This window comes from Kaistia dalseonensis (assembly GCF_030814715.1).
In the GTDB taxonomy this organism is placed as follows: Bacteria; Pseudomonadota; Alphaproteobacteria; order Rhizobiales; family Kaistiaceae; genus Kaistia; species Kaistia dalseonensis.
The window spans coordinates 506851-532039 of the sequence record NZ_JAUSVO010000004.1 but is presented as its reverse complement, the minus strand read 5'-3'; the positions used below and the strand labels follow the sequence as shown (position 1 = coordinate 532039).

The 25189-nt window shown below is 65.9% G+C and carries 18 protein-coding genes and 1 pseudogene; 12 read left to right on the top strand and 7 right to left on the bottom strand.

The features are described 5' to 3' along the window. The 8 genes from QO014_RS16215 to QO014_RS16180 all read left to right on the top strand — a co-directional run bounded on the left by QO014_RS16215 (nucleotide 1) and on the right by QO014_RS16180 (nucleotide 11086). Nucleotides 1–1209, top strand: a complete 1209-nt coding sequence (locus QO014_RS16215; RefSeq protein WP_266349753.1) for an aminotransferase class V-fold PLP-dependent enzyme — start codon at nucleotides 1–3, stop codon at nucleotides 1207–1209. After that, complete coding sequence (locus QO014_RS16210) at nucleotides 1206–1967, top strand: FadR/GntR family transcriptional regulator (RefSeq protein ID WP_266349752.1); 762 nt, start codon at nucleotides 1206–1208, stop codon at nucleotides 1965–1967. The genes QO014_RS16215 and QO014_RS16210 overlap by 4 nt, the downstream gene beginning before the upstream one ends. 182 nt (nucleotides 1968–2149) lie before the next feature. Further along, entirely contained in the window at nucleotides 2150–2749 is a 600-nt protein-coding gene (locus QO014_RS16205; protein ID WP_370877155.1) for an ANTAR domain-containing response regulator, read from the top strand. Further along, nucleotides 2746–3972: a CmpA/NrtA family ABC transporter substrate-binding protein gene (locus tag QO014_RS16200; RefSeq protein WP_266349751.1), complete on the top strand. Its 1227-nt coding sequence runs from the start codon at nucleotides 2746–2748 to the stop codon at nucleotides 3970–3972. The genes QO014_RS16205 and QO014_RS16200 overlap by 4 nt, the downstream gene beginning before the upstream one ends. A gap of 329 nt (nucleotides 3973–4301) precedes the next feature. Then, on the top strand, nucleotides 4302–5600 hold the full coding sequence (locus QO014_RS16195) for an MFS transporter (protein WP_266349750.1): 1299 nt from the start codon (nucleotides 4302–4304) through the stop codon (nucleotides 5598–5600). 20 nt (nucleotides 5601–5620) lie between these two features. Then, nucleotides 5621–8074, top strand: a complete 2454-nt coding sequence (gene nirB, locus QO014_RS16190) for a nitrite reductase large subunit NirB (RefSeq protein WP_266349749.1) — start codon at nucleotides 5621–5623, stop codon at nucleotides 8072–8074. Then, entirely contained in the window at nucleotides 8071–8406 is a 336-nt protein-coding gene (gene nirD / locus QO014_RS16185; protein WP_266349748.1) for a nitrite reductase small subunit NirD, read from the top strand. Before nirB ends, nirD begins: the two co-directional genes overlap by 4 nt. A gap of 4 nt (nucleotides 8407–8410) precedes the next feature. After that, nucleotides 8411–11086, top strand: a complete 2676-nt coding sequence (locus QO014_RS16180) for a nitrate reductase (protein WP_266349747.1) — start codon at nucleotides 8411–8413, stop codon at nucleotides 11084–11086. Between the two features lie 35 nt (nucleotides 11087–11121). Here the strand turns inward: QO014_RS16180 and QO014_RS16175 are convergent, their stop codons facing one another. Continuing rightward, nucleotides 11122–11676, bottom strand: a complete 555-nt coding sequence (locus QO014_RS16175; RefSeq protein WP_266349746.1) for a DUF2478 domain-containing protein — start codon at nucleotides 11674–11676, stop codon at nucleotides 11122–11124. Next, on the bottom strand, nucleotides 11673–13100 hold the full coding sequence (locus QO014_RS16170) for a carotenoid oxygenase family protein (protein ID WP_266349745.1): 1428 nt from the start codon (nucleotides 13098–13100) through the stop codon (nucleotides 11673–11675). The genes QO014_RS16175 and QO014_RS16170 overlap by 4 nt, the downstream gene beginning before the upstream one ends. A gap of 541 nt (nucleotides 13101–13641) precedes the next feature. Between QO014_RS16170 and QO014_RS16165 the strand changes: the two genes are divergently transcribed. Both QO014_RS16165 and QO014_RS16160 read left to right on the top strand, forming a co-directional pair. After that, entirely contained in the window at nucleotides 13642–13917 is a 276-nt protein-coding gene (locus QO014_RS16165; protein WP_266349744.1) for a hypothetical protein, read from the top strand. A gap of 446 nt (nucleotides 13918–14363) precedes the next feature. Next, nucleotides 14364–14441: pseudogene (locus tag QO014_RS16160) on the top strand (IS5/IS1182 family transposase); the annotation flags it as partial. Between the two features lie 35 nt (nucleotides 14442–14476). Here QO014_RS16160 and QO014_RS16155 read toward each other — a convergent pair. Further along, the gene (locus tag QO014_RS16155; RefSeq protein ID WP_266349743.1) at nucleotides 14477–16837 is read right to left on the bottom strand and encodes a cytochrome c3 family protein; all 2361 of its coding nucleotides are present in this window, start codon (nucleotides 16835–16837) and stop codon (nucleotides 14477–14479) included. A 489-nt stretch (nucleotides 16838–17326) separates the two neighbouring features. On the opposite strand from QO014_RS16155, the gene QO014_RS16150 reads away from it, so the two are divergent. Then, nucleotides 17327–18367, top strand: a complete 1041-nt coding sequence (locus QO014_RS16150) for an HAD family hydrolase (protein WP_266349742.1) — start codon at nucleotides 17327–17329, stop codon at nucleotides 18365–18367. Between the two features lie 95 nt (nucleotides 18368–18462). Here the strand turns inward: QO014_RS16150 and QO014_RS16145 are convergent, their stop codons facing one another. The 4 genes from QO014_RS16145 to QO014_RS16130 all read right to left on the bottom strand — a co-directional run bounded on the left by QO014_RS16145 (nucleotide 18463) and on the right by QO014_RS16130 (nucleotide 23251). Next, the gene (locus QO014_RS16145) at nucleotides 18463–19950 is read right to left on the bottom strand and encodes an ATP-binding cassette domain-containing protein (RefSeq protein ID WP_266349741.1); all 1488 of its coding nucleotides are present in this window, start codon (nucleotides 19948–19950) and stop codon (nucleotides 18463–18465) included. Further along, nucleotides 19947–21005 (bottom strand): ABC transporter permease, encoded by a 1059-nt coding sequence (locus QO014_RS16140; protein WP_266349740.1) that lies wholly within the window; start codon nucleotides 21003–21005, stop codon nucleotides 19947–19949. Before QO014_RS16140 ends, QO014_RS16145 begins: the two co-directional genes overlap by 4 nt. Before the next feature lie 89 nt (nucleotides 21006–21094). Beyond that, complete coding sequence (locus QO014_RS16135; RefSeq protein WP_266349739.1) at nucleotides 21095–22219, bottom strand: sugar ABC transporter substrate-binding protein; 1125 nt, start codon at nucleotides 22217–22219, stop codon at nucleotides 21095–21097. A gap of 210 nt (nucleotides 22220–22429) precedes the next feature. After that, nucleotides 22430–23251, bottom strand: coding sequence for an IclR family transcriptional regulator (locus QO014_RS16130; RefSeq protein ID WP_266349738.1), 822 nt, complete (start codon nucleotides 23249–23251; stop codon nucleotides 22430–22432). 172 nt (nucleotides 23252–23423) lie between these two features. Between QO014_RS16130 and araD the strand changes: the two genes are divergently transcribed. Beyond that, nucleotides 23424–25148, top strand: coding sequence for an L-arabinonate dehydratase (araD, locus tag QO014_RS16125; RefSeq protein WP_266349737.1), 1725 nt, complete (start codon nucleotides 23424–23426; stop codon nucleotides 25146–25148). The last annotated feature ends 41 nt before the right edge of the window (nucleotides 25149–25189 follow it).

The window sequence follows — 25189 nt, the reverse complement described above, 5'->3', positions numbered from 1 at the left end:
GTGACGACCAACCTGACCCAGCATTTCCTTCTCGACCCCGAAGTCGTGTTCCTCAACCACGGCTCCTTCGGCGCCTGCCCGCGTCCGGTCTTCGAGGATTACCAGCGCTGGCAGCTGAAGCTCGAGCGCCAGCCGGTCGAATTCCTCGATTCGCGCCGTGGCCTCGCCGCCAATCTCCGCGTCGCCCGCACGGCCCTCGCCGCCGAGCTCGGCACGGATGCCGACAGCCTCGCACAGGTTACCAACGCCACGACCGGGCTCAACATCGCGCTCCAGTCCCTGCCGCTGAAGCCGGGCGATGAGATCCTGACGACGAACCACGAATATAGCGCGCTGGAAAAGACGCTGCTCTTCATCGCGCGGCGCACGGGCGCGAAGATCGTCACCGTCGAGATCGCGCTGCCGCTGAACTCCGCCGAGGCCTTTCACGACGCCGTGCTCGCCGGCTTCACCGATCGCACCCGCCTGCTGTTCCTCAGCCACATCACCTCGCCGACGGCGTTGCTCTTCCCGATCGAACGCCTCGTCGCCGAGGCGCGGCAGCGCGGCATCTGGAGCGTGATCGACGGCGCCCATACGCCGGGCCATATCCCGCTCGATCTCGATGCGCTCGGCGCCGACTTCTATTCCGGCAATTGCCACAAATGGCTGATGTCGCCGAAGGGTTCGGCCTTTCTGCATGTGCGGCCGGAATGGCAGGCGATGATCGATCCTCTGGTCATCAGCCATGGCTGGACGGCTGACAACAAGGAGCCGGGCGTGCGCGGTCCGTTCGGCGCTTCGGCGTTCGTCGACGAAGTCGAGATGCAGGGGACGCGGGATCCTTCGCCCTGGCTCGCCGTGCCGTCGGCGCTCGCCTTCCGTCGCGATCATGACTGGTGGCAGGTCGCGGCCGAATGCAGCCGCCTGGCGCAGGAGACGGCAGCGCGCGTTCGCGACCTCTTCGGCCTGCCCGCCCTCTCCGCCCCTTCGCTTTCGGCGCCGCAGATGGTCGCCATGCCGATCCCGCCCTGCGATCCCATCGCGGTGCATGATGCGCTGCTGCGCGATTACGGCATAGAAATCCCCGTCTTCGAATGGCAGGGCCACCATATCGCGCGTTTGTCCTGTCAGGGCTATAACACGCGCGAACAGATGGATCTGCTGGTCAAGGCGCTCGGTGAGTTGCTGGGGCTTGAGCAGCCACGCAGGAAACTTGGTCAAGCGTGACACCCACCGATAAACTCGCGATCGAGCCACCAAGCCGCGACGCGGCGCAATATCTCGAGCGCATCAATACGACGACGCGCGGCGTGGCCGTACTGGACGCGCTGGCCGAAATGATCGAGCGCGCCGGTCTCGGCGTCGGTGATCGCATTCCGCCGGAAATCTCGCTCGCCGAGCGGCTCGGCGTGGGGCGCACCACGATCCGCGAGGCGCTGAACCGCTGGGAGGGGCTCGGCATCATCCGCCGCCGCCGTGGCGCCGGCACCTTCCTCGTGGCCCGCGTGCCCTCGTCGAAGGGGCACGTGCCGACCATGATCCGCCTCGAGGGCGAGGCGCTGCTGCGCCTGCTCGAAGTGCGGCGGGCGCTGGAGAGCGAGGTGGTGCGCAAGGCGACGCTGAACGCGCGACCTGCGCAGCGCACCGAGATTTCCCGCCTCTGCGATATCCTGCTTGCCGATGTCTTTGGTCGTCGTCCCTGGCGCAAGGCGGACGCGGCCTTTCATGGCGCGATCTATGAGGCATCGGGCAATCCGATGTTCGGGCAGATCCTGCTCAGCCTGGACCACGCCCTGGAGCGTTCGGCCGAATCGCCGTTCGGCCGCGACGGCTTCGGCCTCGCCTCGTTTCCGCCCCATCGCGATCTCGCCGACGCGATCGTGGCTGGCGACGCGGATCAGGCTGTCGGCGCGATCAATCATATTCTCGACATTGTCGAGGGCGAAATCCGCGCCATCATCGACTCGGATCCATCTCTGGCCTGACGCCGCCCCAAAGAGGCGCGCCCGCCGACGATCGTCCCACCGCAATCATCGATCAAGTCGAACCGGTGTGCTATGCGAAGGCATCGTTCCCTGTTTCGAAAGAGCCGGCCGCTGCGCTCAGGACGTCAACATGGCCAATCCCGTCGTCAGCAACGGGCCATTCCCCATGGAGCGGCTGGCTGATGGCTGCCGCGCTCAGCATCCTGGTCATCGACGAGAACCGCATACGGGCTTCGATCATCGAAGCAGGGCTGCGCGATGCAGGCCATGAGCGCGTGACGCTCGTCTACGACGTGGCGGGAATAGCGCGCCGCATAGCCGAGATCGAACCCGACGTGATCGTCATCGACCTCGAAAACCCCAATCGCGACATGCTGGAGAACATGTTCCAGCTCTCGCGCGCGGTTAAGCGGCCGATCGCGATGTTCGTCGACCGGTCCGACCAGGCGTCGATCGAAGCTGCCGTCGAGGCGGGCGTATCGGCCTATGTCGTCGATGGCATGCGCAAGGAGCGCGTGAAGCCGATCCTCGACATGGCGATCAGCCGCTTCAACGCCTTTGCCCGCATGGAGCAGGAACTCGAAAAAGTGCGCGGCGAGCTCGAGCATCGCAAGCTGATCGATCGCGCCAAGGGGATCCTGATGAAATCGCGCGGCCTTTCCGAGGAAGCCGCCTATGCGCTGCTGAGGAAGACCGCGATGAACCAGAACCGCAAGATCAGCGACATTGCCCAAAGCCTCGTCACCGCCGCGGGGCTGCTCGATCCCGGAGCGGACTCATGAGCGCGGATTTCCAGATCCGCGCCGGTTTCATGCCACTGCTCGACAGCGCACTGCTCGTCGTGGCGCGCGAAATGGGTTTTGCGGCGCGGGAAGGGCTGGAACTCACGCTCGTGCGCGAGATTTCCTGGGCGAATATCCGCGACCGCCTCGCCGTCGGCCATTTCGATGTCGCGCACATGCTGGCGCCAATGCCGATCGCCTGCAACCTCGGCCTGAGCCCGCTGGCCGCTCGCACGTGGGCGCCGATGGCGCTCGGCCTCGGCGGCAACGCCGTCACCGTTTCGACGGCGCTCTGGAGCGCGATGACCGCGGAAGGCGCCCTCCCCGACCTCGATCCGACCATGACCGGCATCGCGTTGAAGGCCGTGGTCGCCCGGCGCGGAGTGCAAGCCGCGGAACCGCTGCGCTTTGCCGTCGTGCATCCCCATTCCGGGCACAATTACGAACTCCGCTACTGGCTCGCGGCCTCCGGCATCGATCCCGATCGCGACATCGAGATCGTCATCCTGCCGCCGCCGCTCATGGCCGATGCGCTCGGTGCCGGCCGGATCGACGGCTATTGCGCCGGCGAGCCCTGGAACACGGCGGCGGTTGACAAGCAGGTCGGACGGATCGTCACGGCGAAGGCGATGATCTGGAAATCGAGCCCTGAAAAGGTGCTCGGCGTCGCCGCGCGTTGGGCGGATGCCAATCCCGAGGCTCTCGCGGCGCTGTTGCGAGCGCTCTACCGGGCGGCGGAATGGTGTGGGGCGGCGGATAACCATGCCGAACTCGCCCGCCTGCTAGCCGGCCCCGGCTATGTCGATTGCCCGCCGGACTGGTTCATGCCGGCGCTCTCCGGGCGCATCCCCGTCGGGGACGGCGTCGTGCATGTGCCCGATTTCTTCCTGCCGCAGGCCAAGGCCGCAACCTTCCCTTGGAAAAGCCACGCCTTGTGGTTCTACGCGCAGATAGTGCGCTGGGGACAGGTGACGCTGAACGCGCAGAACGAACTGATCGCGCGCGAAACCTATCGGCCGGACCTCTATCGCGCCGCGCTGAAGCCGCTCGGCGTGGCATTGCCGGGCGCGAACGCCAAGATCGAGGGTGCCCTCATGCGGGCCACGCCGGTCGGGTCGGCCGGCGCCAGCCTGGTTCTCGGCCCGGATGGCTTCTTCGACGGCCGCATCTTCGATCCCGACCACATAGACGACTATCTCCGCGGCACCGACGCGGCCGGCTGACGCCACCCTTGCGCAAACTTTGCGCGCTTCTGCGCAGCGATTGACCAGCCGTCGGCCTGCTGCAGACCGCTGCCAGGAGGGCCATCACCCGTCAACATATTGAAATTGCTGACCACGGCATGGCACGCCGCGGCTGGCATGCGTCGTGCATACAGGACGGCAGGCCCAAAGATGGGCCACGATATCCGCGTCCAATGACGGGCGCTCCAGGCAAAGCCGCCGATCAGGTCACCGTCCCGCTGCATGCAGCGGGCGAACGGGCCTCATCGGCGGCTTTTTTCGTTTCAGCCACATGCGCGGTATCGCGAACACCGCCGATGGAGCCAGCAATGACGGATACCCCCACATCCGGCCCAGGCCGGGACAGCGCCGCGACCAGGGCGCTCGCCATGTCCACGATCGCCTTCACCGTCTGCTTTGCGGTGTGGACGATCTTTTCGATCATCGGCGTCGCCATCAAGCAGCAGCTCGGCCTGTCGGAAACACAGATAGGCCTTCTGGTCGGCACGCCCATCCTGACGGGAAGCCTGGTCCGCGTCGTCCTCGGCGTCTGGACCGACCGTCTCGGCGGACGGGTCGTCTATACGGCGACCATGCTGGCCGCCGCGGTCTCGACCTTCCTGCTCGCCTATGCCGACAGCTACCCGATGATGCTGCTGGCGGCACTCGGCATCGGCCTTGCGGGCGGCTCTTTCGCGGTCGGCGTCGCCTATGTCTCACGCTTCTATCCGGCCAGCCGGCAGGGCACGGCGCTCGGCATATTCGGCGTCGGCAATGTCGGCGCGGCCGTCACCAAATTCTTCGCGCCGATCGTGCTGCTCGCGGCCGGCTGGCAGATGGTGGCCGAGGTCTGGGCGGCGGCGCTCGCGCTCATGGCCGTCATCTTCTGGTTGACCTCCGAGGACGATCCCGTGATCCGCGCACGGCGGATCCATGGTGCGGGGGAAAAGAAGAGCTTCTGGGGCGAATTCGCACCGCTGAAGGAAACCCGCGTCTGGCGCTTCGCCTTCTACTATTTCTTCTCCTTCGGTGCCTTCGTCGCGCTCTCGCTGTGGCTGCCGCATTACCTGATCGGCGTCTATGGCTTCGACATCGCCACGGCCGGCATGGTGGCGGCCGCCTATTCGGTGCCCGCCAGCATCTTCCGCGCCTATGGGGGTGTCCTGTCCGACCGCGTCGGCGCACGGACTGTGCTCTACTGGACCTTCACGATCGGCGTCGTCGCGACGCTCATCCTGTCGCTGCCGACGGCGGACTACACAATCCGCGGCATTGACGGCGTGATGCGGTTCCATTTCGAGATCGGTCCGGTCGCCTTCATCGCCATCGCCTTCGTCCTCGGCTTCTCGATGAGCCTCGGCAAGGCGGCCGTCTACAAGCACATCCCGACCTACTATCCGAAGAATGTCGGCGCCGTCGGCGGGCTGGTCGGCATGATCGGCGGGCTCGGCGGCTTCATCCTGCCCATCCTGTTCGGTGTCCTCAACGAGCTGACCGGGCTCTGGTCGAGCTGCTTCATGCTGCTCTTCGTCGTGGCGAGCGCCTGCTTCCTCTGGATGCATCTCACCATCCGCCGCATGGCCCGCGGCACGGCCCTCTCCTCCGGCCTCGCGCCGGCAGCGAAATGAAGATCGGGAGACAGGAACAGATGACCGAAAAACTCGTCATCGTCGGAAATGGCATGGCGCCGGGCCGCATGCTCGAGCATCTGCTGGAGGCCGCCCCCGGCCACCACGACATCACGATCTTCAACGCTGAATCGCGCGTGAACTATGACCGCATCATGCTGTCGCCCGTGCTCTCCGGCGAGAAGTCCTTCGAAGAGATCGTCATCCATGGCGACGGCTGGTACGAGCGCCATGGCATCGCGCTGTGGAAGGGACACCGGATCATCGCGATCGACCGCGACGCCAGGACGGTAACCTCCGACCATGGCGTGAGCGAGCGCTTCGATCGTCTCGTCATCGCAACCGGCTCGGTGCCGTTCATCATCCCGGTTCCCGGCAACGACCTGCCGGGCGTTCTCACCTATCGGGACCTCGATGACGTCAACGCCATGCTGCTCGCGGCGCAAGCCCGCGCGAAGGCCGTGGTGATCGGCGGTGGATTGCTCGGTCTCGAGGCGGCCGCCGGCCTCAACGAGCGCGGCATGGACGTGACTGTGCTCCATGTCATGCCGACATTGATGGAGCGCCAGCTCGATCCGGCCGCCGGCCATCTGCTGCAAGCCGCCATCGCGGCGCGCGGCATCAAGGTCATCACCAAGGCCAACACCAAGGCGATCATCGGCAATGGCAAGGTCGAGGGCGTCGAGCTCGCCGACGGCACGATCATCCCGGCGAGCCTCGTCGTGATGGCGGTCGGCATCCGGCCGAACGTGGCGCTCGCGAAGGAGGCCGGGCTCACGGTCAATCGCGGCATCGTCGTCGACGACCGCATGGTGACGTCCGATCCCTCGATCCTGGCGCTCGGCGAATGCGCGGAGGTGGGCGGACGGGTCTATGGCCTCGTCGCGCCGCTCTACGAAATGGCGCGCGTCGCGGCCGCCGGCCTCGCCGGCGACGGCAGCCGCGCATTCGTTCATTCGGATACGCCCACCAAGCTCAAGGTCACGGGCATCGATCTCTATTCCGTCGGGGATTTCGCAGATGGTGACGACCGCGAGGAGATCGTGCTCCGCGATGCCTCGGCCGGCGTCTACAAGCGCGTCATCCTCCAGGACAATCGCGTCATCGGCACCGTACTGTTCGGCGAGACCGCCGACGGCGCATGGTTCAACGACCTGACGAGACGCAAGACCGACATTTCGGAGATGCGCGACACGCTCATCTTCGGCCAGTCCTTCCAGGGAGGGGCCAAGCAGGACCCTCTCGCGGCCGTTGCTGCCCTGCCGGATGATGCGGAAATCTGCGGCTGCAACGGCGTCTGCAAGGGCAAGATCACCGGCACGATCACAGCCAAGGGGTTGACCAGCCTCGATGAGGTACGCGCCCACACCAAGGCTTCCGCCTCGTGCGGCAGTTGCACCGGGCTCGTCGAGCAGTTGATGAAGGTCACGCTGGGCGACGCCTATAATCCCGCCGCCGTGCAGCCTATGTGCCCCTGTACTCATTTCGGCCATGACGATGTCCGCCGCCTGATCCGCGCCAAGGGGCTGAAGACCATCCCGGCCGTGATGCAGGTGCTCGAATGGAAGACCTCCTGCGGCTGTGCCAAGTGCCGGCCGGCGCTGAACTACTACCTCGTCGCCGACTGGCCCGACGAATATGCCGACGATTACCAGTCGCGTTTCGTCAATGAGCGCGTCCACGCCAACATCCAGAAGGATGGAACCTATTCTGTCGTGCCGCGCATGTGGGGCGGCATGACCTCGGCGAAGGAGTTGCGCGCGATCGCCGACGTGGTGGACAAGTTCGCGATTCCCGCCGTGAAGGTCACCGGCGGCCAGCGCATCGACATGCTCGGCATCCGCAAGGAGGACCTGCCGGCCGTCTGGGCTGATCTCGGCGAGGCCGGCTTCGTCTCCGGCCACGCCTATGCCAAGGGGCTGAGGACCGTGAAGACGTGTGTCGGCACCGATTGGTGCCGCTTCGGCACGCAGGATTCGACCGGTCTCGGCATTCGCATCGAGAAATTCATGTGGGGGTCCTGGACGCCGGCCAAGGTGAAGATGGCGGTCTCCGGCTGTCCGCGAAACTGTGCCGAGGCGACCTGCAAGGATGTCGGCATCATCTGCGTCGACTCGGGCTACGAGATCCATTTCGCAGGCGCCGCCGGCCTCGACATCAAGGGCACCGAGGTCCTGGGGCAGGTGCGCAGCGAGGACGAAGCGATCGAGGTGATCGTGGCGCTCGTGCAGATGTATCGCGAGCAGGCGCGCTATCTCGAGCGCATCTACAAATGGGCGAAGCGGGTCGGCGTTGCCGAGATCCGCCGCCAGGTTCTCGACGATGTCGAGCGCCGCGCCCGCTATTTCGACGCCTTCGTCTTCTCCCAGCGCTTCGCGCAGGTCGATCCGTGGTCGGAACGGGTCTCGGGCAAGGACAAGCACGAATTCCGCCCCCTCGAACTCGCTGGCCTCGGCGCCGTCGTGGAGTCATGAGCATGGATTGGTTCGACATCGGCACGATCGACGACATACCCGCCCGTGGCGCGCGCTGCGTCACCACGCCGGAGGGCCGGATCGGCGTGTTCCGCACGGCCGACGACCAGATCTTCGCCATTGAGGATCACTGCCCACACAAGGGTGGCCCGCTCAGCCAGGGCATCGTGCACGGCGCCTCCGTGACATGCCCGCTGCACAACTGGGTGATCTCGCTGGAGACCGGCATGGCCGAGGGCGCCGATAGCGGCACTGTGCGGACCATCGCTGTGCGGCTGGACGGACGGCGCATCGCGATCGGCCGTGAGAGCCACCTGCTGGCGGCGGAGTAGCCCGATGGACAGCAATTCAGGCGTGGTCCAGACGACGTGCCCCTATTGCGGGGTCGGGTGCGGCGTGCTCGCCGAAACCGCCCCGGATGGCACGCTTGCCCTCCGTGGCGATCCCGATCATCCCGCCAACCATGGCAAGCTCTGCTCCAAGGGCTCGGCGCTCGGCGAAACGCTCGGCCTCCACCATCGCCTGCTGGAGCCGATGATCGGCGGCCGCCCGGCGCGTTGGGACGCCGCGCTCGACCGGGTCGCCAGCGAGTTTTCCTCGGTCATCGCCCGGCATGGTCCGGATGCGGTGGGCTTCTACGTGTCAGGCCAGCTCCTGACGGAGGACTATTACGTCGCCAACAAGCTGATGAAGGGTTTCATCGGCTCGGCCAACATCGACACGAACTCGCGCCTCTGCATGGCCTCCTCGGTGGCGGGGCACAAGCGCGCCTTCGGCGAAGACGTCGTGCCCGGCCTCTATGAAGATTTCGAGCTGGCCGATCTGGTCGTGCTGGTCGGTTCCAACACGGCCTGGTGTCATCCGGTCCTCTATCAGCGCCTGATGTCGGCACGCCGCGAGCGCGGCACGAGGGTTGTGGTGATCGACCCCCGCACCACGGCGACCGCCGCCGAGTGCGATCTCCACCTTCCGATCCGGCCCGGCGCCGATGTCCTTCTCTTCAACGGCCTGCTCGCCCATCTCGCCGCAAGCGGAAGCCTCGATCGGGACTACATCGCGAGACATACCGAAGGCTTCGAGGAGGCGATCGCACTTGCGGCCGCCGATGCGGGCTCGCTCGTCCATCTCGCCGCCGGCTGCGATCTCGACCCGGCGGCGCTGCGCCTCTTCTTCGAACTGTTCGCGGCCAACGCGCGAACCGTCACGGTCTACAGCCAGGGCGTCAACCAATCGGCTCACGGTACCGACAAGGTCAATGCGATCCTGAACTGCCATCTCGCGACGGGGCGGATCGGCAAGCCGGGCGCTGGCCCCTTCTCCGTAACCGGCCAGCCCAACGCCATGGGCGGGCGCGAGGTCGGCGGCCTCGCCAATCAACTCGCGGCGCATATCGGCTTCGAGCACCCCGCCGGCATCGACAGTGTGAGCCGCTTCTGGAACGCGCCGAACATTGCGCGCCAGCCGGGACTGAAGGCGGTGGAGCTGTTTGAGGCCGTGGGAGCCGGGCGCATCAAGGCGCTCTGGATCATGGGCACCAATCCGGCCGTCAGCATGCCGGATGCGGGCAAGGTGCGCGCGGCGCTGCGCTCCTGCGATTTCGTCGTGGTCTCCGACGTCGTCGCAACCGATACGACGCGCTTTGCCGATGTGCTGCTGCCCGCCGCTGCCTGGGGTGAGAAGGACGGAACGGTCACCAATTCCGAGCGACGCATCTCGCGCCAGAGGCGCTTCCTGCCGCCGCCCGGCGCAGCGCGGCCCGATTGGGCGATCATCTGCGACGTCGCCTGCCGCATGGGTTTCGGCGACGCCTTCGCCTTTCGATCACCGGCCGAGATCTTCCGGGAGCATGCCGCCCTGTCCGCCTTCGAGAATGAAGGCCGTCGCCGCTTCGACCTTGGCGGCCTCGCTGGATTGACCGAGGACGCCTATGACGCGCTCGCTCCCCGGAGCTGGCCGATACACCATGCAGACGGCGCCGGCGCGGGCAGGCTCTTTGGCGATGGCGGCTTTCCGACGCCCGATGGCCGCGCGCGCTTCATCCCCGTCCGCCATGAAGGACCGGCCCTCCACGTCGACGACAGCTATCCGATCGCCCTGAACACAGGCCGCATGCGCGACCAGTGGCACACCATGACGCGAACCGGCCATGTGCCGCGCCTCGCCGCCCATGCGCCCGAGCCCGTGGTCGATCTTCACCCAGCCGACGCCGCGCGGCTCGATCTCGCCGAAGGCGACCTGGCGCGGCTCTCCTCCCGCTACGGCTTCACGCGCGCGCGCGTGCGGATAACGGGCGACCAGCGCCTGGGCGACGCTTTCCTGCCGATGCACTGGAGCGGGCATTTTGCGGCCAGCGCCGCCGCTGGCACTCTTTCCGCGCCGATCACGGATCCTCTCTCCGGCCAACCCGAACTCAAGCACGTCCCGGTCCGGATCACGCGCGAGGCGCTGGGCTGGATTGGCGTCCTCATCACGCGGCGCGACCTTCGCCCCACCGGCTTCGTCTATTGGAGCCGCGCGGCGACGGCTGGTGGCTGGATCTACGAGCTCGGCGGAACGGAACCATCCGACCAGGGCACTCTGCTCGCCCGCAAGCTACTCGATCCGTTTCCGCGCGCGCGGCTGCTCGAATATACCGATCGGCGAGGCCCATCGTTCCGCGCCGCCGTCATCGACGACGAGGGCGCGATGGAGGAAGCGCTGCTCGTTGCCGCGCCGGGACGGCTGCCCGGCCGCGACTGGCTGGTCGCGCTGCTTGCTTCGCGCGCACCGCTCTCGCCGACCGATCGTCGCGCCCTGCTCTCCGGCCTCGCGCCGGTCGCCGTGCCGTCCACGGGCCGCATCGTCTGCGCCTGTTTCCATATCGGCCAGCATCAGATCGCGGCCGCCGCGGCTGCAGGCTGCAACAGCGTCGAAGCAATCGGCGCCGCACTCCGCGCCGGTACCAATTGCGGCTCGTGCCGCTCGGAAATCAGGGCGATCATCGCGACAAACCGCGTCGAGGCGGCAGAATGAACCTTGGCGATCGGTCGACCGGCCCTCCCCGGCTTTCAGTGCGACGCTTCAACGGCGGAACGTTCCGAAAGGAGAAGGCGCACGGTCGAGGCCATGTCGGCGATGGAGATCTCCCGCGCCAGAGCGCCGGCAAACGCCCTGAACGGGACGAGATTGCCCTGGGATACGCCGATCCAGACTGGTACGCCCCGTTCGAGCGCGGCCTCGATCAGCATGCGGACGCCGCCACCTTCGACCTCCATCTTGCCGAATTTGCAGAGCACGAGGCACGACGTCCGCTCCGTCAATCCCGCTCCGGCAGCCATGCAGGCCCTTACGAAGCTGTCGCGGTCAAGCGAGCAGCCCTGCGCCCCCGGCCCTCGATCCTCCGAGATCGGATGCAGCACGCCGGTCGCCAGATCATGCAGGACCATGTCGCATTTCTGCCGGCCGAGCCGGAGATTGCTCTGTTGCAGCAGCCCCGCGAGGGAGAGCCCCGCTACGATCATGGCGTCGGTCGCGTCCCTGAGCAGCCCCTCGAAGACACGGCCGTCCTCATAGACGATGGCGGTGATCGGCGGCCGATCGGGCGCGGCATCTTCGCGGCTCAAGACCGAGCCATCCAGTTGCCATGCAGGCCCTGCGGAACGCGCTGCGGCATGCGGATCACAGCGACCGGATCAGAGTCCGGGTGCTCGGCATCGAGCAGCACGAGATCGCTCGACGCGGTCTGAGGGTCATAGGCATAGACGGCGAGATAGCCGGCATCTTCGCGCGTCTCATGCGGTTTCGGGATGAAGACCGGCTCTCCGGCGATCCGGTTGCCGAGATCATGGCGGACGGTGGCGCCCGTCTCGGTGTCGACCTTGACGAGCGCGTTGAAGATCGCCCGTGCTGGATGATCGATGCCGAACGTCTCCGTCAATGTCGGCAGATAAGCAAAGCGGCTCGGCAGCGCCTCGTGCCGATCGTTGATGCGCGGAAACTCGGTCATGAAATCGGCGAGGGGCGTCTCATCGACCGAGGAATGTCCCGGACGGATCACCAGGCGATGCAGCATCGGCGGCCGATCACCCCCGCCCGACCGCACGCCGAAGCTCTGGTGGCGGACAAAATCGACCACGATCTCTTCGCCTCGCTCGAACCCGTTGGCGAAATGAAACACATGGAACGGCTCCGCGTCGAGCCAGCGCGGCGCAGTGCCATCGAGCGGGATCAGGCCGATGCGCGTGCCGAGTTCAGGCCGCCATTGCAGAAACGGCTTACCCGCAGCCGGTGCCTCCACATCGAAGACCACGGGCCCGACCAGCAGCACGATGGTCCGCTCGGTCAGCACGAAGTCGTGGATCATGCTGGGCATGGAGAGCGTGACAGGAAAGCTGCGCTTCAGCCGTCCCGCTCTGTCGATGTGGTGGAAGGTGACGACGGGCTCGAACACGGAATAGGCGAGCGCGAAAAGGTCCCCCGTCGTCGGATGGCGGCGATTATGCGCGCCGAGTTCGATGACGCTGTCGGTCCCGGCCCGCCACTCCCCGATCGTCTCGAGTTCCATCGTCATCTCGTAGCTCGGCTGGGCTTCGCCGAGCGCGATGAGATGATCGCCATGCCGCAGGATGTTGATATAGGCGCCGGATTTGACCGGCCCCGGATCGCCATGCGGGCCGACCAGGGCGGGATCGACGGGAAATGGCCGCATCACGCTGCCATAGACGGCGCGGCCGGCGCGGCGTTCCGTTTCGAGGCCGCGCGTGTGGACGAAGCGGTTCCTGTAGCGCGCGCGACCATTGTCGAAATAGACCGCGTGGATCATCCCGTCGCCATCCATCGGATAAGTGTAGGCGATCGGCTTGAATTCGGGATTGGGGCCATTGCGCATATAGACGCCGGAAAGCTCCGGTGGAATCGCGCCGGCCGTGACCTCCAGATCGTCCGCCGCGATCTCGGGCCCGATCGGAGCGAAATTCCCTGAAAGCTGCGGATCATCGGACACCCAGTCGATCGGCGCGGTTCGCAATTGCCAAGAAAACTCTGTCATCTTCGACCTCTGGAACACGTCGTAGAGGAGTCTTGCCGGCGCGAGCATGACGCGACGCCATCGGGCGCCCTTTCGGTTCAAGCGACGTGACGTTCCCGGTGATCGATCATAATCGCTGCGGTTGCCGATTGGGAACCGTCTCATACGACCGAAGCCAGTCACGATCTTGGCGCGGGTCGCCCCGCGCATCCTGACCGGGCAAGGCCGGACGCCTCGAACAACCTGACGGGATCGTGATTGCAGCAATTGAACGACACTGCGAACTCTCGGCCACGACACCGGACGGCGGGGCTTCACGGCCTTCGCTTCCCACTTGGGAACGTCACCACATCCCCGCGACTTCGTCTCCGCGAGCGCAGCGTCGTCCCAGGCACCGAGGCCCGTGAATAAGACTTTGGTCCATGCGTCATGAAACAAAATATAGCTACATGATCCTTGTGTATGATTCAACGCATCGCCTCACGATCATAATATCTCCACAGATCAGGACGCCATGAGGCAATACCTGATCTGTTCAACACAATATTAGAGGATATGAAAAATGATCAAGCTGATGTCCGTTGGCGTTGCCACTGCAGTGTTTCTTGCCTGTTCCTTTGCGGCTTATGCCGAACAGACGACTGGCATCATTAGTTCCGTCAATTCCACGACGGGAACGCTCGGCCTCCAGTCCGGCGAAACCTTCAACTTCGACAATCCGGCGTCGCTCCGTGGTCTTCTCCCGGGTGAACGGGTCGGCGTCTTCCATAACGGATCGCAGGGCGTCAACGCCTACGACCCGCATCCGGCGCACCGTGACAATATCGACATCAACTAACACCGCGATCGACCATCGGCTCTCGATGGCAAACGATCTGACGACCGGCGCGGCGTCCGCCCTCCCCCGCGGGCGCCGCAGCCGACATAGACCGAAGCCCTAACTGGCATCCACCGAGGGCCAATCAGCATGAGCCTGTGCCCGACCCCCATGCGGGGCGGTGCGGTGACCAGCCTGCGGCAAGCGGACGAGCAAGCCGCCCCCCTCAGCCTGCACCCAATATCCGAACTCGGCGCACGATATTGCGGGGCTCCGGATCCGACGCCGAACCAGAAGAACGGGCCCGGGGGCCGCCTGGGGACCATCGCGTCATTGGCTGTCGCATGAGCGTCCGTACTCAATTGATAGCGGCGGAACTTTGCAGGTTCTGATCAAGGGCTCCCAGGAGCCCCCGTGATGAGGCGCGTCTACCGGCTGTTCGATCGGCGGGAACAAAGACCGAGCCGTTGCTGCCCCGAGGTCGACGCGGCGCCCGTCGGGTTGATGATCGCCGCGCGATCAGCGGCATTATCCACATGGTGAAACCGATCCGCCAGCCCGAGAACGAGGTCGGTGCCTCTCAGCGGAGGTGGTTCTTCAGGCGGAGGATTTCGGTGTCGTCTGGCCGCAGCAGGGCCAGCTTGGCGACGTAGGCGCGGGCGCGCGCGACGTCGCCGGCCTGGAGGGCGTCGTTGAGGGCGAGCGAGAGCAGGTCGACGTCGTTCGGATTGTGGCGCAGCGCCTCGGTGGTCACCGCCTGGCTGTCCGCCGCCCGGCCGAGAGACTGGAGCGCCACGGCGTAGACATAGCCATAGCGCGCATCCTCCGGGGCCAGGCGCCAGGCGCGCTCCAGCTCGTCGATCGCCTCGGCATAGTTGCGCTGCCGGATCAGGGAGAGCGCGAGCGCATGGTGCGGCCCGGCGGCATCGGGAACGATGCCGATCGACCGGCGCAGGACAGCCTGCGCTTCCTGTTCCCGGCCTTCAGCGCGATAGAGATCGGCCAAATTGACCGACAACGCCGCCGCGCCGGGCTCGAGCTTCAGACCGGCGAGGAACTCCGCCTCGGCGCCCGCGACATCGCCCCTGCGCAGCAGGAAGCCACCGAGTGCAGCGCGTGCCTCGATCCGGTCGGCATTGAGCCTCTGCGCTGCTTCATAGGCGCCAAAAGCCGCCTGCAGCCTTTCCCTGTCAGGAGGCGTGAGAGCCGCGAGTGGCTGGTCGGCGAGCTGCTGTGCGGCCTCGATGCGTACCCCGGCGACAGGATCGGAGAGCAGGGGTGAAACGCGCAGCCAGCGCCGCTCGAGCGACTGTCCGGCCTGTCCCTGCAGGGCGGCGATACGCACCAGCGGGTCGGGGTCGGACAGGGCCTTGTAGACGGCCTCCTCCGTTGCGATAGAGGGAAATGCCTGGAGTTCGGCGACGGCTGTTGCCCGCGTAATGGCCGGCACCGCGGGCGCCGTTGCCAGCGCGATCAGCTTGTCGCGCGCCTCCGGCTCGCCCGCCCGCGCCTGATGGAAAGCGTACGCCCAGCTCTGGAACCCCTTTCGTTCCGGCCCGTGCCAGCGCTCGATGGCCGCGGCCGCCCAACCCGCCGTCTTGTCGGCGTGGCAAGCATTGCAGGTGTTCGTCGTGCCGAGGGCGACCGAGAGGTCCGGGCGAGGAATGCGGAAGGAGTGGTCGTGGCGCTTGTCCACGACCATGTAGGTGCGGGCCGGCATGTGGCAGGAGATGCAGTCGGGCGCGTTCGGTCCGGGCGTATGGCCGGTATGGGCGGTGGTTTCGAAGCGTTCCGCCTGGTGGCACTGGCCGCACACGGCGGCGCCCGGCGCGCGCAGCTTGGCCGAGTGAGGCTCGTGGCAATCGCTGCAGATCACGCCCTTCGCATACATGAGGCTCTGCTTGAAGGAATGGTCGTTGAAGACTTCGTCCCTCATCACGCCGTCGGCATCGAACAGCCCCTCGGAGAGATAGCTCGGCAGATGCGTCTGCGTGAGCGGCTGCCCCGGCTGCCAATCCTCGGAAAGGATGCCGCGCCGGGCGTGGCAGCGCGCGCAGGTCTCGACCTCGTCACCCGCCGGACGCGAGACGCCTGCGGCGGGACTGCCGTTGGCCGGGTCGATGCTCCAGTCCGGCGCCGGGCGGGACGCGGCAACCGAGGCGAACCCCTTGAGCGTGTCGGCCGGGCTGCGGCCGCCTTCTGCCCATGCGACATGCCCGCGTGCCGGACCATGGCAGGCCTCGCAGCCGACGCTGATCTCGGAAAAGCTCGTGTCGAAGCGGTTCGCGGCCGCGTCGTAATTCTTGCGCAGTGCCGTTGAATGGCACTCGGCGCACATGAAGTTCCAGTTCTGCATTGCGCCGGTCCAGTGCAGCGGATCGGATGCGGTGATCATCTGGTCGGGATAGAGATGGAACCAGCGCTCGCCGCCTTGGGCGGCTGGGCGCGTGTCATAGGCGAAGGGCAGCGCCTGGCGGCGGCCGTCCGGGAAGGTGACGAGATATTGTTGCAGCGGATAGACGCCGAACGTGTCGGTGATTTCGAACGTCTCCCTGCGCCCACTCGCCCCGTCAGTCTCCACCATGTAGCGCGGTCCATCGCGGAAGAAGCGGGCCGAGGAGCCCTTGTGCTCGATGCGCGGTCCGCCGAAATCGCCCAACACCGTCTCGGGCGTTGCGCGGCTCATGGCATGCGCGTGCCGCGAGGAGAGCCAGTCCCTGGTCTCGACGGCATGGCAATTGGCACAGGCGGCCGACCCCACGAAGCCGGCCGGCGCCATGCTCGTGAGCGCGCCGATGCCGCCTGGGCCGAGCGGCGCACCGGCGACCTCGGCTGCCGAATCCTGGACGAAGAGCACGCCGCCAAGGGCAATCAGGCCGGCCGTGAGGACGCCGACCGCCAGCGCCGTCGCTCCGGTCCAGATTGCCCGATCAAGCCGCATGGCCGATTCCCCTCAGCACCCCCAAGTCCCACACCAGTGTAGGCCGCCTGGTGCTCCAGGCAAAAGGGCATCGGCGGGCTTCTCCTCCCCTGCCAGTCTTCCGGGCGCATCGCAGGGCTTAATGACCCCTTGGCAGCGGCAGCGAGAAGTCCTGCTTCTCCAGCGCATCCGGCGGATATTTGAAACGCTCGTCATTCGAGAGCATGATTGGGCCGGAATAGGCCTCGCTCTGAAGGATTGCGCGGGGGATACTCGCTCAAGTCTGAATGAGCTTGCTGTATTTCTCCATAGTCTCGGACGAGCCGGCCGGTTTCACGCGAGGCACTCTTCTCTGCCACCGGGCTGAGGTCAGCGCTCAGGCGAAGGCCGCAGGAGCGCGCCGAGACCGATAGCAGGGCCCTGGTAGCGGGTCCCGCCACCTCATTCATCCGGTCGGACGGTCCGCTGGGACCGCCCGGTCGGAGCTTTCGGCGACAGAGGGAGAAACCGATGCTCAATCCGATCAGGAGAGGGATCAATCGCCGGTCGCTCATGGCCGCGTTGGTCGTGATTGCCGGCCTTGCCGCAATGCCGTTTCCCGCCTCGGCGCAGCAGGACCCGCTGCCGTCCTGGAACGACGGCGCCGCCAAGCAGGCGATCATTCGGCTCGTCACCGCAACGACGACGAAAGACAGCACCGACTTTGTCGAGCCGGCCGACCGCATCGCGGTGTTCGACCAAGATGGCACGATCTGGGCGGAGCATCCGCTCTACAGCCAGGCTCTTTTCGCGCTCGACCGGATCGCCACCATGGCGCCGCAGCATCCCGAATGGAAAGACACGGAACCGTTCCAGTCGGTGCTCGCAAATGATTCCGCCGCGATCAGCAAGTTCAGCGAGAAGGACTGGCTGGAGATCGTCACCGTGACGCATTCCGGCATGAGCACCGCCGAGTTCGAGACGCTGGTCAAGGACTGGCTGCCCAGATCGAGCAACCCGATCCTGAAGCGGCCGGTGACGGACCTCGTCTATGTGCCGATGCTGGAAGTGATGAGCTATCTGCGCGCCAACGACTTCCGCACCTATATCGTGACCGGCGGTGGGCAGGAGTTCGTTCGCCCCTATGCCAACGCGGTCTATGGCATCCCGCGCGAGCAGATTGTCGGCTCCAGCACCGTGACCAATTATGAGTACAAGGACGGCAAGCCGGTCCTGATGCGCGAGCCGAAGATGTTCTTCGTCGATGACGGCGTCGGCAAGGCCGTCGGCATCAACATGTTTATCGGCAAACGTCCGCTGATCGCCTTCGGCAATTCCGACGGTGATCGCCAGATGCTGGAATGGACGACCGCCGGCGATGGTGCACGCCTGGGCCTTCTCGTGCTCCATGATGACGCCGTGCGTGAATTCGCCTATGGCCCGGCCAATGGCCTGCCGGACACCAAGGTCGGCGCGTTCAGCCAGTCGCTCATGGATGAGGCCGCATCTCGCAAATGGACCGTGATCAGCATGAAGAACGACTGGGCGAGGATCTTCGCAGAGCCGAAATAGGCGCCGACGGTCGAGCGAATCCGTCAGAGTTGGTGGGCTTCGCAGGCCCAGCATCGCATTCCGGCCCTGATGAACGGCCCCCTTCGATCCGACAACTAGCCGGCCTTCACCTTGGCTGGGCCGCTCTCATAGCGTGCCAGCAGGTCGGCGAGGGTTGGGATGTCGGCTATGCCGGCCATGTCGATGCGACCGACGATCGCGCCGCGAGACAGCACGACGACCTCGTCGGCTGCGTCGAATATCTCCTGCACCTCGGTACAGAACACGACCACCGACCGGCCCTCGGCGGCGAAATCGCGCAGCAATTCGTAGATATCGGCCTTGCTGGAGATATCGACGCCGCGTGTCGGCTCCTCGATGACGATGATGTCGGTGTTCTGCTCCATCGCCGCGCCGAGCACGACCTTCTGCTGGTTGCCGCCGCTGAGCGCGGTGATCGGCAGCTCGGTTCCGCCGGTCTTGACGCGGTAGCGGGTGATGCTGCGCCGGGCGAGCGTCTCGATCTTGGCCGGATCGAGCAGCCGCCCGCGCCCGCCAATCACGTTTCCGCCCAACCGGGCCGCCAGATTCTCGCCGACACTCATATTGTGGAAGACGGTGTGCCGTCGGCTCGCCGCGAGATACGAAACAGATGCATCGGAACGAAGCTTCGAACCATCGGCGGTGTGGATGGGGCGGAAAGCGCCGATCGCCTGCGCGAGTTCACGCGCGCCGGAGCCTTCGACACCGGAGAGCGCGACAATGCGGCCGGGCATCAGGTCGATGGAGACGGCGTTGAAGGCGCCGAGCCGGTCGGAGCAGCGATCGAGCCGCAGCACAGGCTTGGACGACTGGACCGATCGCGCCGTGCGGCCGGATCCCGTGCTGGCCGTCTCCTGAGACGCATGCGTGGCCGTCAACTGTGCTGCAATCGCCGTTTCGCTGATCGCGGCGCCGTTGATCTCGCCGCTGATCCGCCCGTCGCGCAGCACCAGGACGCGTTGGCAGCTGCGCACGAAATCGTTGAGGCGATGGGTAATCAGCAGCACGATCCGGTCGTCGGCCGCCAGTTCACCCATGGTGGCGAAGAGGGCTTCCGATTCCTGCTCGGTCAGCGCCGAATTCGGCTCGTCGAACAGATAGACATCCGCATCGCTCAGCATGGCCCGGGCGATTTCCACCCGCTGCTGGACGGCGAGCGAGAGATCCGCCAGTTCATGATGCGCGAACTGTGCAATGCCGAGCCGTTCGAGCACGGCCCCGGCTGCATCAGGGTCCGGCGCGACGCGACCGAACCAGCGCCCTTCCCGCCCGACGGCGAGATTCTGCTCGACGGTCATGTTGGGCCAGACATGCGGCTCCTGGTGCACGACGGCGACGCGACGCCAGACCTCCTGCACCGGACCATCGGGACGCGTGAGCACGATCTCACCACTGTCGGCCTTCTCCTCGCCGGCGAGCATGCGCATCAGCGTGCTCTTGCCGGCGCCGTTCGGTCCGGCAATGCCGATGATCTCGCCCGAGGCCAGATCGAGGTCGAGCCCGTCCAGCGCGCGCGTCGCGCCGTAGCGCTTGGTGATGGCCTTCCCGGTCAGGCGGATCATGTCGCCGCCCCCGTGCGCGCCGAACGCTGGCCGGCGCTGCGGATCAGCTTCTGCGAAACGAGGTCGAGCCAGACGGCGCCGATCGTGACGAGGCCGATGAAGAGAAGCTGGACAAAGGAGCCAACGCCGAGGAGCGCGAGGCCATTGTTGAGGAGGGCCAGGAGAATGACGCCGAGCAACGTACCCACCACGGTGCCGCGTCCGCCATTCAGGCTCGCACCGCCAATGACGACGGCGGCGATCACCTGAAAGGACAGCGAGCTCGACTGGGTCGGTCCGACTGAGCCGACATAGGAGAAGTCAATGATGCCGGCGAGGCCTGCCATCAGCGCGCTGAGCAGGAACACGACATATTTGTACTTCTTGAGCGGCAGGCGCGCGACGCGCGCGGCCTCGGCATTGCCACCCATCGCGACCAGGCGGAAGCCGAAGACGGTGCGGTGGCGCAGGACCCAGAACAGGATGAAGGCGCCGAACAGCCAGAGCGTCTCGACCGGAATGTCATAGGCCATCAGCGCTCCGCCGAGACCGTGGAAGAAGGACAGTTCCCAGGCCGGCGGCAGCGGATCGTTATAGGCGGGCGTGAACGTCGTCGCATTGCTGATCATCAGCGAGAGCCCGTCGGCGACATTGAGCATGCCGAGCGTGGTGATGAAGGAGGGAAGTCCGGCCCGGACCGTCAGGAAGCCGTTGACGAGGCCGGTCAACAACGCGACGCCGAGGCCCGCTGCCAAGGCGACGAGAAGCGGCGTCGTGAAGGGCAGGCTTCCCCCGCCGAGCCACAGCGTGGCGGCTACCGTGCCGGCGAGCCCGTAGACCGCGCCGACCGAGAGATCAATTTCGCCGAGCAGGATCACCAGCATCTGCGCGAAGGCCACCATGCCGAGCGCGACCATGGAACGGACCAGCGTCAGCATGTTTTCCGGGCTGAGAAAGGCCGAGCGCTGCGACTGGACAATCAGGGCGATCAGCACGATCGCCAGGGCGAGACCCAGCGTCCTGAGGCTGTTCAAGACTTTTTGCGTGCCCAGGAGGGCGGAAAGGGATTTGGGCATGTTGGCTCCGGGCGACGAAAGCAGAGAGCTTAGAAGAACGGCGCGGAGATTGAACAATCTCCGCGCCGGGCGATCAGTCGTGCCTGTGCCTAGTGGGCGGCGGCCTTCAGGCGCTCGCGGCCGGCATCGACGCTGAGCTCGGCTTCGCCGCCGGCCTGCGTGATGACGATCGGGCGAAGATATTGCAGCGGATCAGCCGGCGTCTCGCCGGTGGCGAGATATTTGGCGCACTGCTCGACAGGCGCCTGGGCCTGGTTGTCGAAGCCCTGGTCGATGGTCACGAGCGTCGTGCCATCGCCGATGGCGTCGAGGATCGCGCCGCTCACATTGAAGCCGGCGGCAAACACCTTGCCGTTCAGCTTCAGATTGCGGATCACATTGCCCACGCCTTCGACGCCCTGGTCGGTGTGGAAGAACAGCGTGACCTCGGGATGCGCGGTCAGGAACGGCGTGACCGAATTGAGCACTTCCTGCGTGGTGAAGTTCTTGCCGGTCGGGATGCCGGTCTTCACGTCGTTGAAGAACTTCGCATCCGGAAAGACCGACTTGTAGCCGGCCATGAAGCCTTCCATGCGGGCCTGTGCCCAGGGCTGGTCGGGCGCGCCGCTGCCCATGGCGATCTGGTCGACCTTGATGCCCTTGGCCTTGATCAGCTTGGCGGTGGTTTCGCCGTTGATCGTGCCAGCCTGAACTTCATTCAGCGCGTAGAAGGCGAAGCGCTTGGCCTTCGGCGCGTCGATATTGAGCGTGAAAACCGGAATGCCCGCGTCGGCATATTTGTTGATGATGCCGGTGAACTGGTTCGGCAGCGGCGGCTGCAGCGCGAGACAATCGACCTGGCCGGAATTCAGCAGCGTCTCGAGCTCGGCCAACTGCTTGGTCGTGTCGGGATTGACCGGGCCAACCATGCGGCAATCGGCGGAGAGCTCCGTGTTGGCGGTCTCGCAGCCCTTCTTGGTCCCGATGCGCATCTCGGCGCCCTGGATCGGAATGCCGGTGCCCTCGATGCCGACGATGATGTTCGCCTTCTCGCCTGCCTCGAGCTTCTTGACGATGCGCGGCGCGAGCTTGAACTCGCCCCAGGGCATCTGGTGCGTCTTCGCAGCATCCGGGACGGTCTTCTCGGCGGCATTGGCGGCGAGGCCCGCGCCCGAGACGCTCGCGACCAGGGCCAGACCGGCCATGGCGAGCATATGGCTTCGAAGGAAGGACATAGGGAGCTCCGTTCTCATCTGGAATTTTGTTCTGCTAGACAGAACTATGTTTTGTGCACTAGAACTCTATCGGACGAAGTCGTCTTGTCAATATGAGCCCGAGCGCATTTTGTGAGCGCGGCGCGCAATTGGGCTTGGGCCGAGGGCAGCCGGCCGCGACCGGTCCCAAGGGGACCGCCGCGTCAATTCGCAATCGATGGATATGCGCCGCTAGGCCAGAGGCGGCAGGGCGGAATGAGCCGGACCGCCGAGCAGGAGGCTGATCCGATCGGCGTAGGCGCGGACCGCCGAGCCGAGCTGGTGCAGATCATCCTCGCTGCGGCCGAGCTTCATGCAGGTGACACTGATCGCCGCGACCGCATCGCCCGTCCGGTCATAGACGGCGGCCCCGACGCAGACGACGCCGATATTGTCTTCCTCATTGTCGAAGGCATAGCCACGCGCGGCCGTCTCGCGCAGATCCGCGATCAGCGCGGCCTGGGAGGTGAGCGTGTGCTCGGTGCGACGCGGCATGCCGAGGCGGGTCAGGATCGCCATCACCTGCTCGCTCGGCAGCCGCGCGAGCAGCGACTTCCCGACCGAGGAACAATGCGGCAATTCCCGACGGCCGAGCGAAGCGGTCATGCGGAATGGTCCCGGCGCATCGACGCGTCCGATCGCCACCGCATAGCCATCGTCGAGCACGGCCAGGCGTGAGGTCAGCTGCGTCGCATCGGTCAATTGCTGCAGGATCGGCGTTGCGATCTGGGTGATTCCCATCTCGGCGACGGCGCGGTCGCCCAGATGCACCAGAGTGAGCCCGAGACGATAGAGCCGGGCGCCGCCAATGCGCGTATCCGCCACGAAACCGCGCGCCACCATGGTCTGCAGCAGCGTGAAGGCCGTCGAGCGCGAGACGCCGATCGCCTCGGCGATTTCACCGACGCTCATGCCGTTGCCGCTGCCGGCACCTAGCGCCTGCAGCACATCCAGCGCCCGGCCAACGCTGCGCAGCGGATATTTGTCGTCTGAAGGTTCGGTGGTTTCCGACACGTCAATGCGCCCTTTCGGTCATGCGTCCTCAGGCTCCGGCAGAGACCCGTCGACCCGCCATCGATAGCGAGCCAGGAGGTCGGTTGACAATATCCGCAGCCTGTCCTAACGATTTGTATAACAGAACGTTGTTCTGCATAGCCGAACATTATCATAAATCCAGGCGTGAGCAATGGCCGAAGCAAAGAAATTGAGATCCCAGGCTTGGTTCGGCGGCACCAGCAAGGATGCGTTCATGCATCGAAGCTGGATGAAGAATCAGGGCATGCCGGCGGATGCGTTCGACGGTCGCCCCGTGATCGGCATCTGCAACACCTGGTCCGAGCTGACGCCCTGCAATGCGCATCTGCGCGATCTGGCCGAGCGGGTGAAGCGCGGCGTCTACGAGGCCGGCGGCCTGCCCCTCGAATTCCCGGTCATGTCGCTCGGCGAGTCCAACATGCGGCCGACCGCGATGCTCTATCGCAACCTCGCCTCGATGGATGTCGAGGAGTCGATCCGCTCCAATCCGCTCGACGGCGTCGTGCTGCTGGTCGGCTGCGACAAGACCACGCCCGCCCTCGTCATGGGCGCCGCCTCCTGCGACCTGCCGACGATCGTGCTGTCGGGCGGCCCGATGCTGAACGGCAATTATCGCGGCGAGAGCATCGGCTCGGGAACCGTGGTCTGGCGCTACAATGAAGAGGTGAAGGCGGGCCGCATGACGGTCGACCAGTTCATGGCCGCCGAGGCGGGCATGAGCCGGTCGGCCGGCAGTTGCATGACCATGGGAACCGCCTCGACGATGGCGAGCATGGCCGAGGCGCTCGGCATCGCCCTGCCGCAGAACGCGGCCATCCCGGCCGTCGATGCGCGCCGCCATGCTCTCGCCCAGTTGACGGGTCGGCGCATCGTCGAAATGGTGCATGAGGATCTGACGCTCTCCAAGATCCTCACCCCTGCGGCATTCCAGAATGCGATCCGCGTCAATGGCGCGATCGGCGGCTCCACCAATGCGGTATTGCACCTGATCGCGATCGCGCGGCGCATCGGCATCGATGTCGGCCTCGATGACTGGGACAGATTCGGCCGCGATGTGCCGACCATCGTCGATCTGCAGCCTTCCGGGCGCTTCCTGATGGAGGAGTTCTATTATGCCGGCGGCCTGCCCGCCGTCATGCGCGCGCTTGGCGAGCACGGCCTGCTGAACAAGGATGCGCCGACCGTCTCGGGCCAATCGGCCTGGGAGAACGTCGCCGACGCGCCGAACTACAACACCGAAGTCATCCGCGCATTCGACAATGCCCTTGCCGACCAGGGCGGGATAGCGGTGCTGCGCGGCAATCTCGCGCCACAGGGCGCCGTATTGAAGCCCTCGGCGGCCACGCCAAGCCTCATGACGCATCGCGGTCGTGCCGTCGTCTTCGAGACGATCGAGGACTACAAGCGCCGCATCGTCGATCCGGATCTCGATATCGACGCCGACAGCGTGATGGTCCTCAAGAATTGCGGCCCGCGTGGCTACCCCGGCATGGCCGAGGTCGGAAACATGGGCCTGCCGCCCAAGCTCCTCGCTGAGGGCGTCACCGACATGGTGCGCATTTCCGATGCCCGCATGTCCGGCACCGCCTATGGGACGGTCGTCCTGCATGTGGCTCCCGAGGCCGCCGCCGGCGGTCCGCTGGCACTGGTGCAGGAAGGCGACATGATCGAGCTCGACGTGCCGGCGCGCCGCCTGCATCTCGATGTCCCGGACGCGGAGCTGGAACGGCGCCGCGCTCTCTGGCAGCCCCCGGTACCGCCGGCCTCCGGCTATCAGAGCCTCTACGTCCAGAACGTGCTGCAGGCAGATGAAGGCGCCGATTTCGGCTTCCTCGCCGGTCCGCGCGGTGCCGGCATTCCCCGCAACTCCCATTGAGCGCGGCGCGCCTCGCGCCCAACGCCCCTCATTCCATCTTC

Coding starts and splice junctions, on each gene's coding strand:
- QO014_RS16205 (WP_370877155.1), top strand. CDS start 2,150: ATGGCTGCCGCGCTCAGCATCCTGGTCATCGACGAGAACCGCATACGG.
- QO014_RS16200 (WP_266349751.1), top strand. CDS start 2,746: ATGAGCGCGGATTTCCAGATCCGCGCCGGTTTCATGCCACTGCTCGAC.
- QO014_RS16195 (WP_266349750.1), top strand. CDS start 4,302: ATGACGGATACCCCCACATCCGGCCCAGGCCGGGACAGCGCCGCGACC.
- nirB (WP_266349749.1), top strand. CDS start 5,621: ATGACCGAAAAACTCGTCATCGTCGGAAATGGCATGGCGCCGGGCCGC.
- nirD (WP_266349748.1), top strand. CDS start 8,071: ATGAGCATGGATTGGTTCGACATCGGCACGATCGACGACATACCCGCC.
- QO014_RS16180 (WP_266349747.1), top strand. CDS start 8,411: ATGGACAGCAATTCAGGCGTGGTCCAGACGACGTGCCCCTATTGCGGG.
- QO014_RS16170 (WP_266349745.1), bottom strand. CDS start 13,100: ATGACAGAGTTTTCTTGGCAATTGCGAACCGCGCCGATCGACTGGGTG.
- QO014_RS16165 (WP_266349744.1), top strand. CDS start 13,642: ATGATCAAGCTGATGTCCGTTGGCGTTGCCACTGCAGTGTTTCTTGCC.
- QO014_RS16155 (WP_266349743.1), bottom strand. CDS start 16,837: ATGCGGCTTGATCGGGCAATCTGGACCGGAGCGACGGCGCTGGCGGTC.
- QO014_RS16150 (WP_266349742.1), top strand. CDS start 17,327: ATGCTCAATCCGATCAGGAGAGGGATCAATCGCCGGTCGCTCATGGCC.
- QO014_RS16145 (WP_266349741.1), bottom strand. CDS start 19,950: ATGATCCGCCTGACCGGGAAGGCCATCACCAAGCGCTACGGCGCGACG.
- QO014_RS16140 (WP_266349740.1), bottom strand. CDS start 21,005: ATGCCCAAATCCCTTTCCGCCCTCCTGGGCACGCAAAAAGTCTTGAAC.
- QO014_RS16135 (WP_266349739.1), bottom strand. CDS start 22,219: ATGTCCTTCCTTCGAAGCCATATGCTCGCCATGGCCGGTCTGGCCCTG.
- araD (WP_266349737.1), top strand. CDS start 23,424: ATGGCCGAAGCAAAGAAATTGAGATCCCAGGCTTGGTTCGGCGGCACC.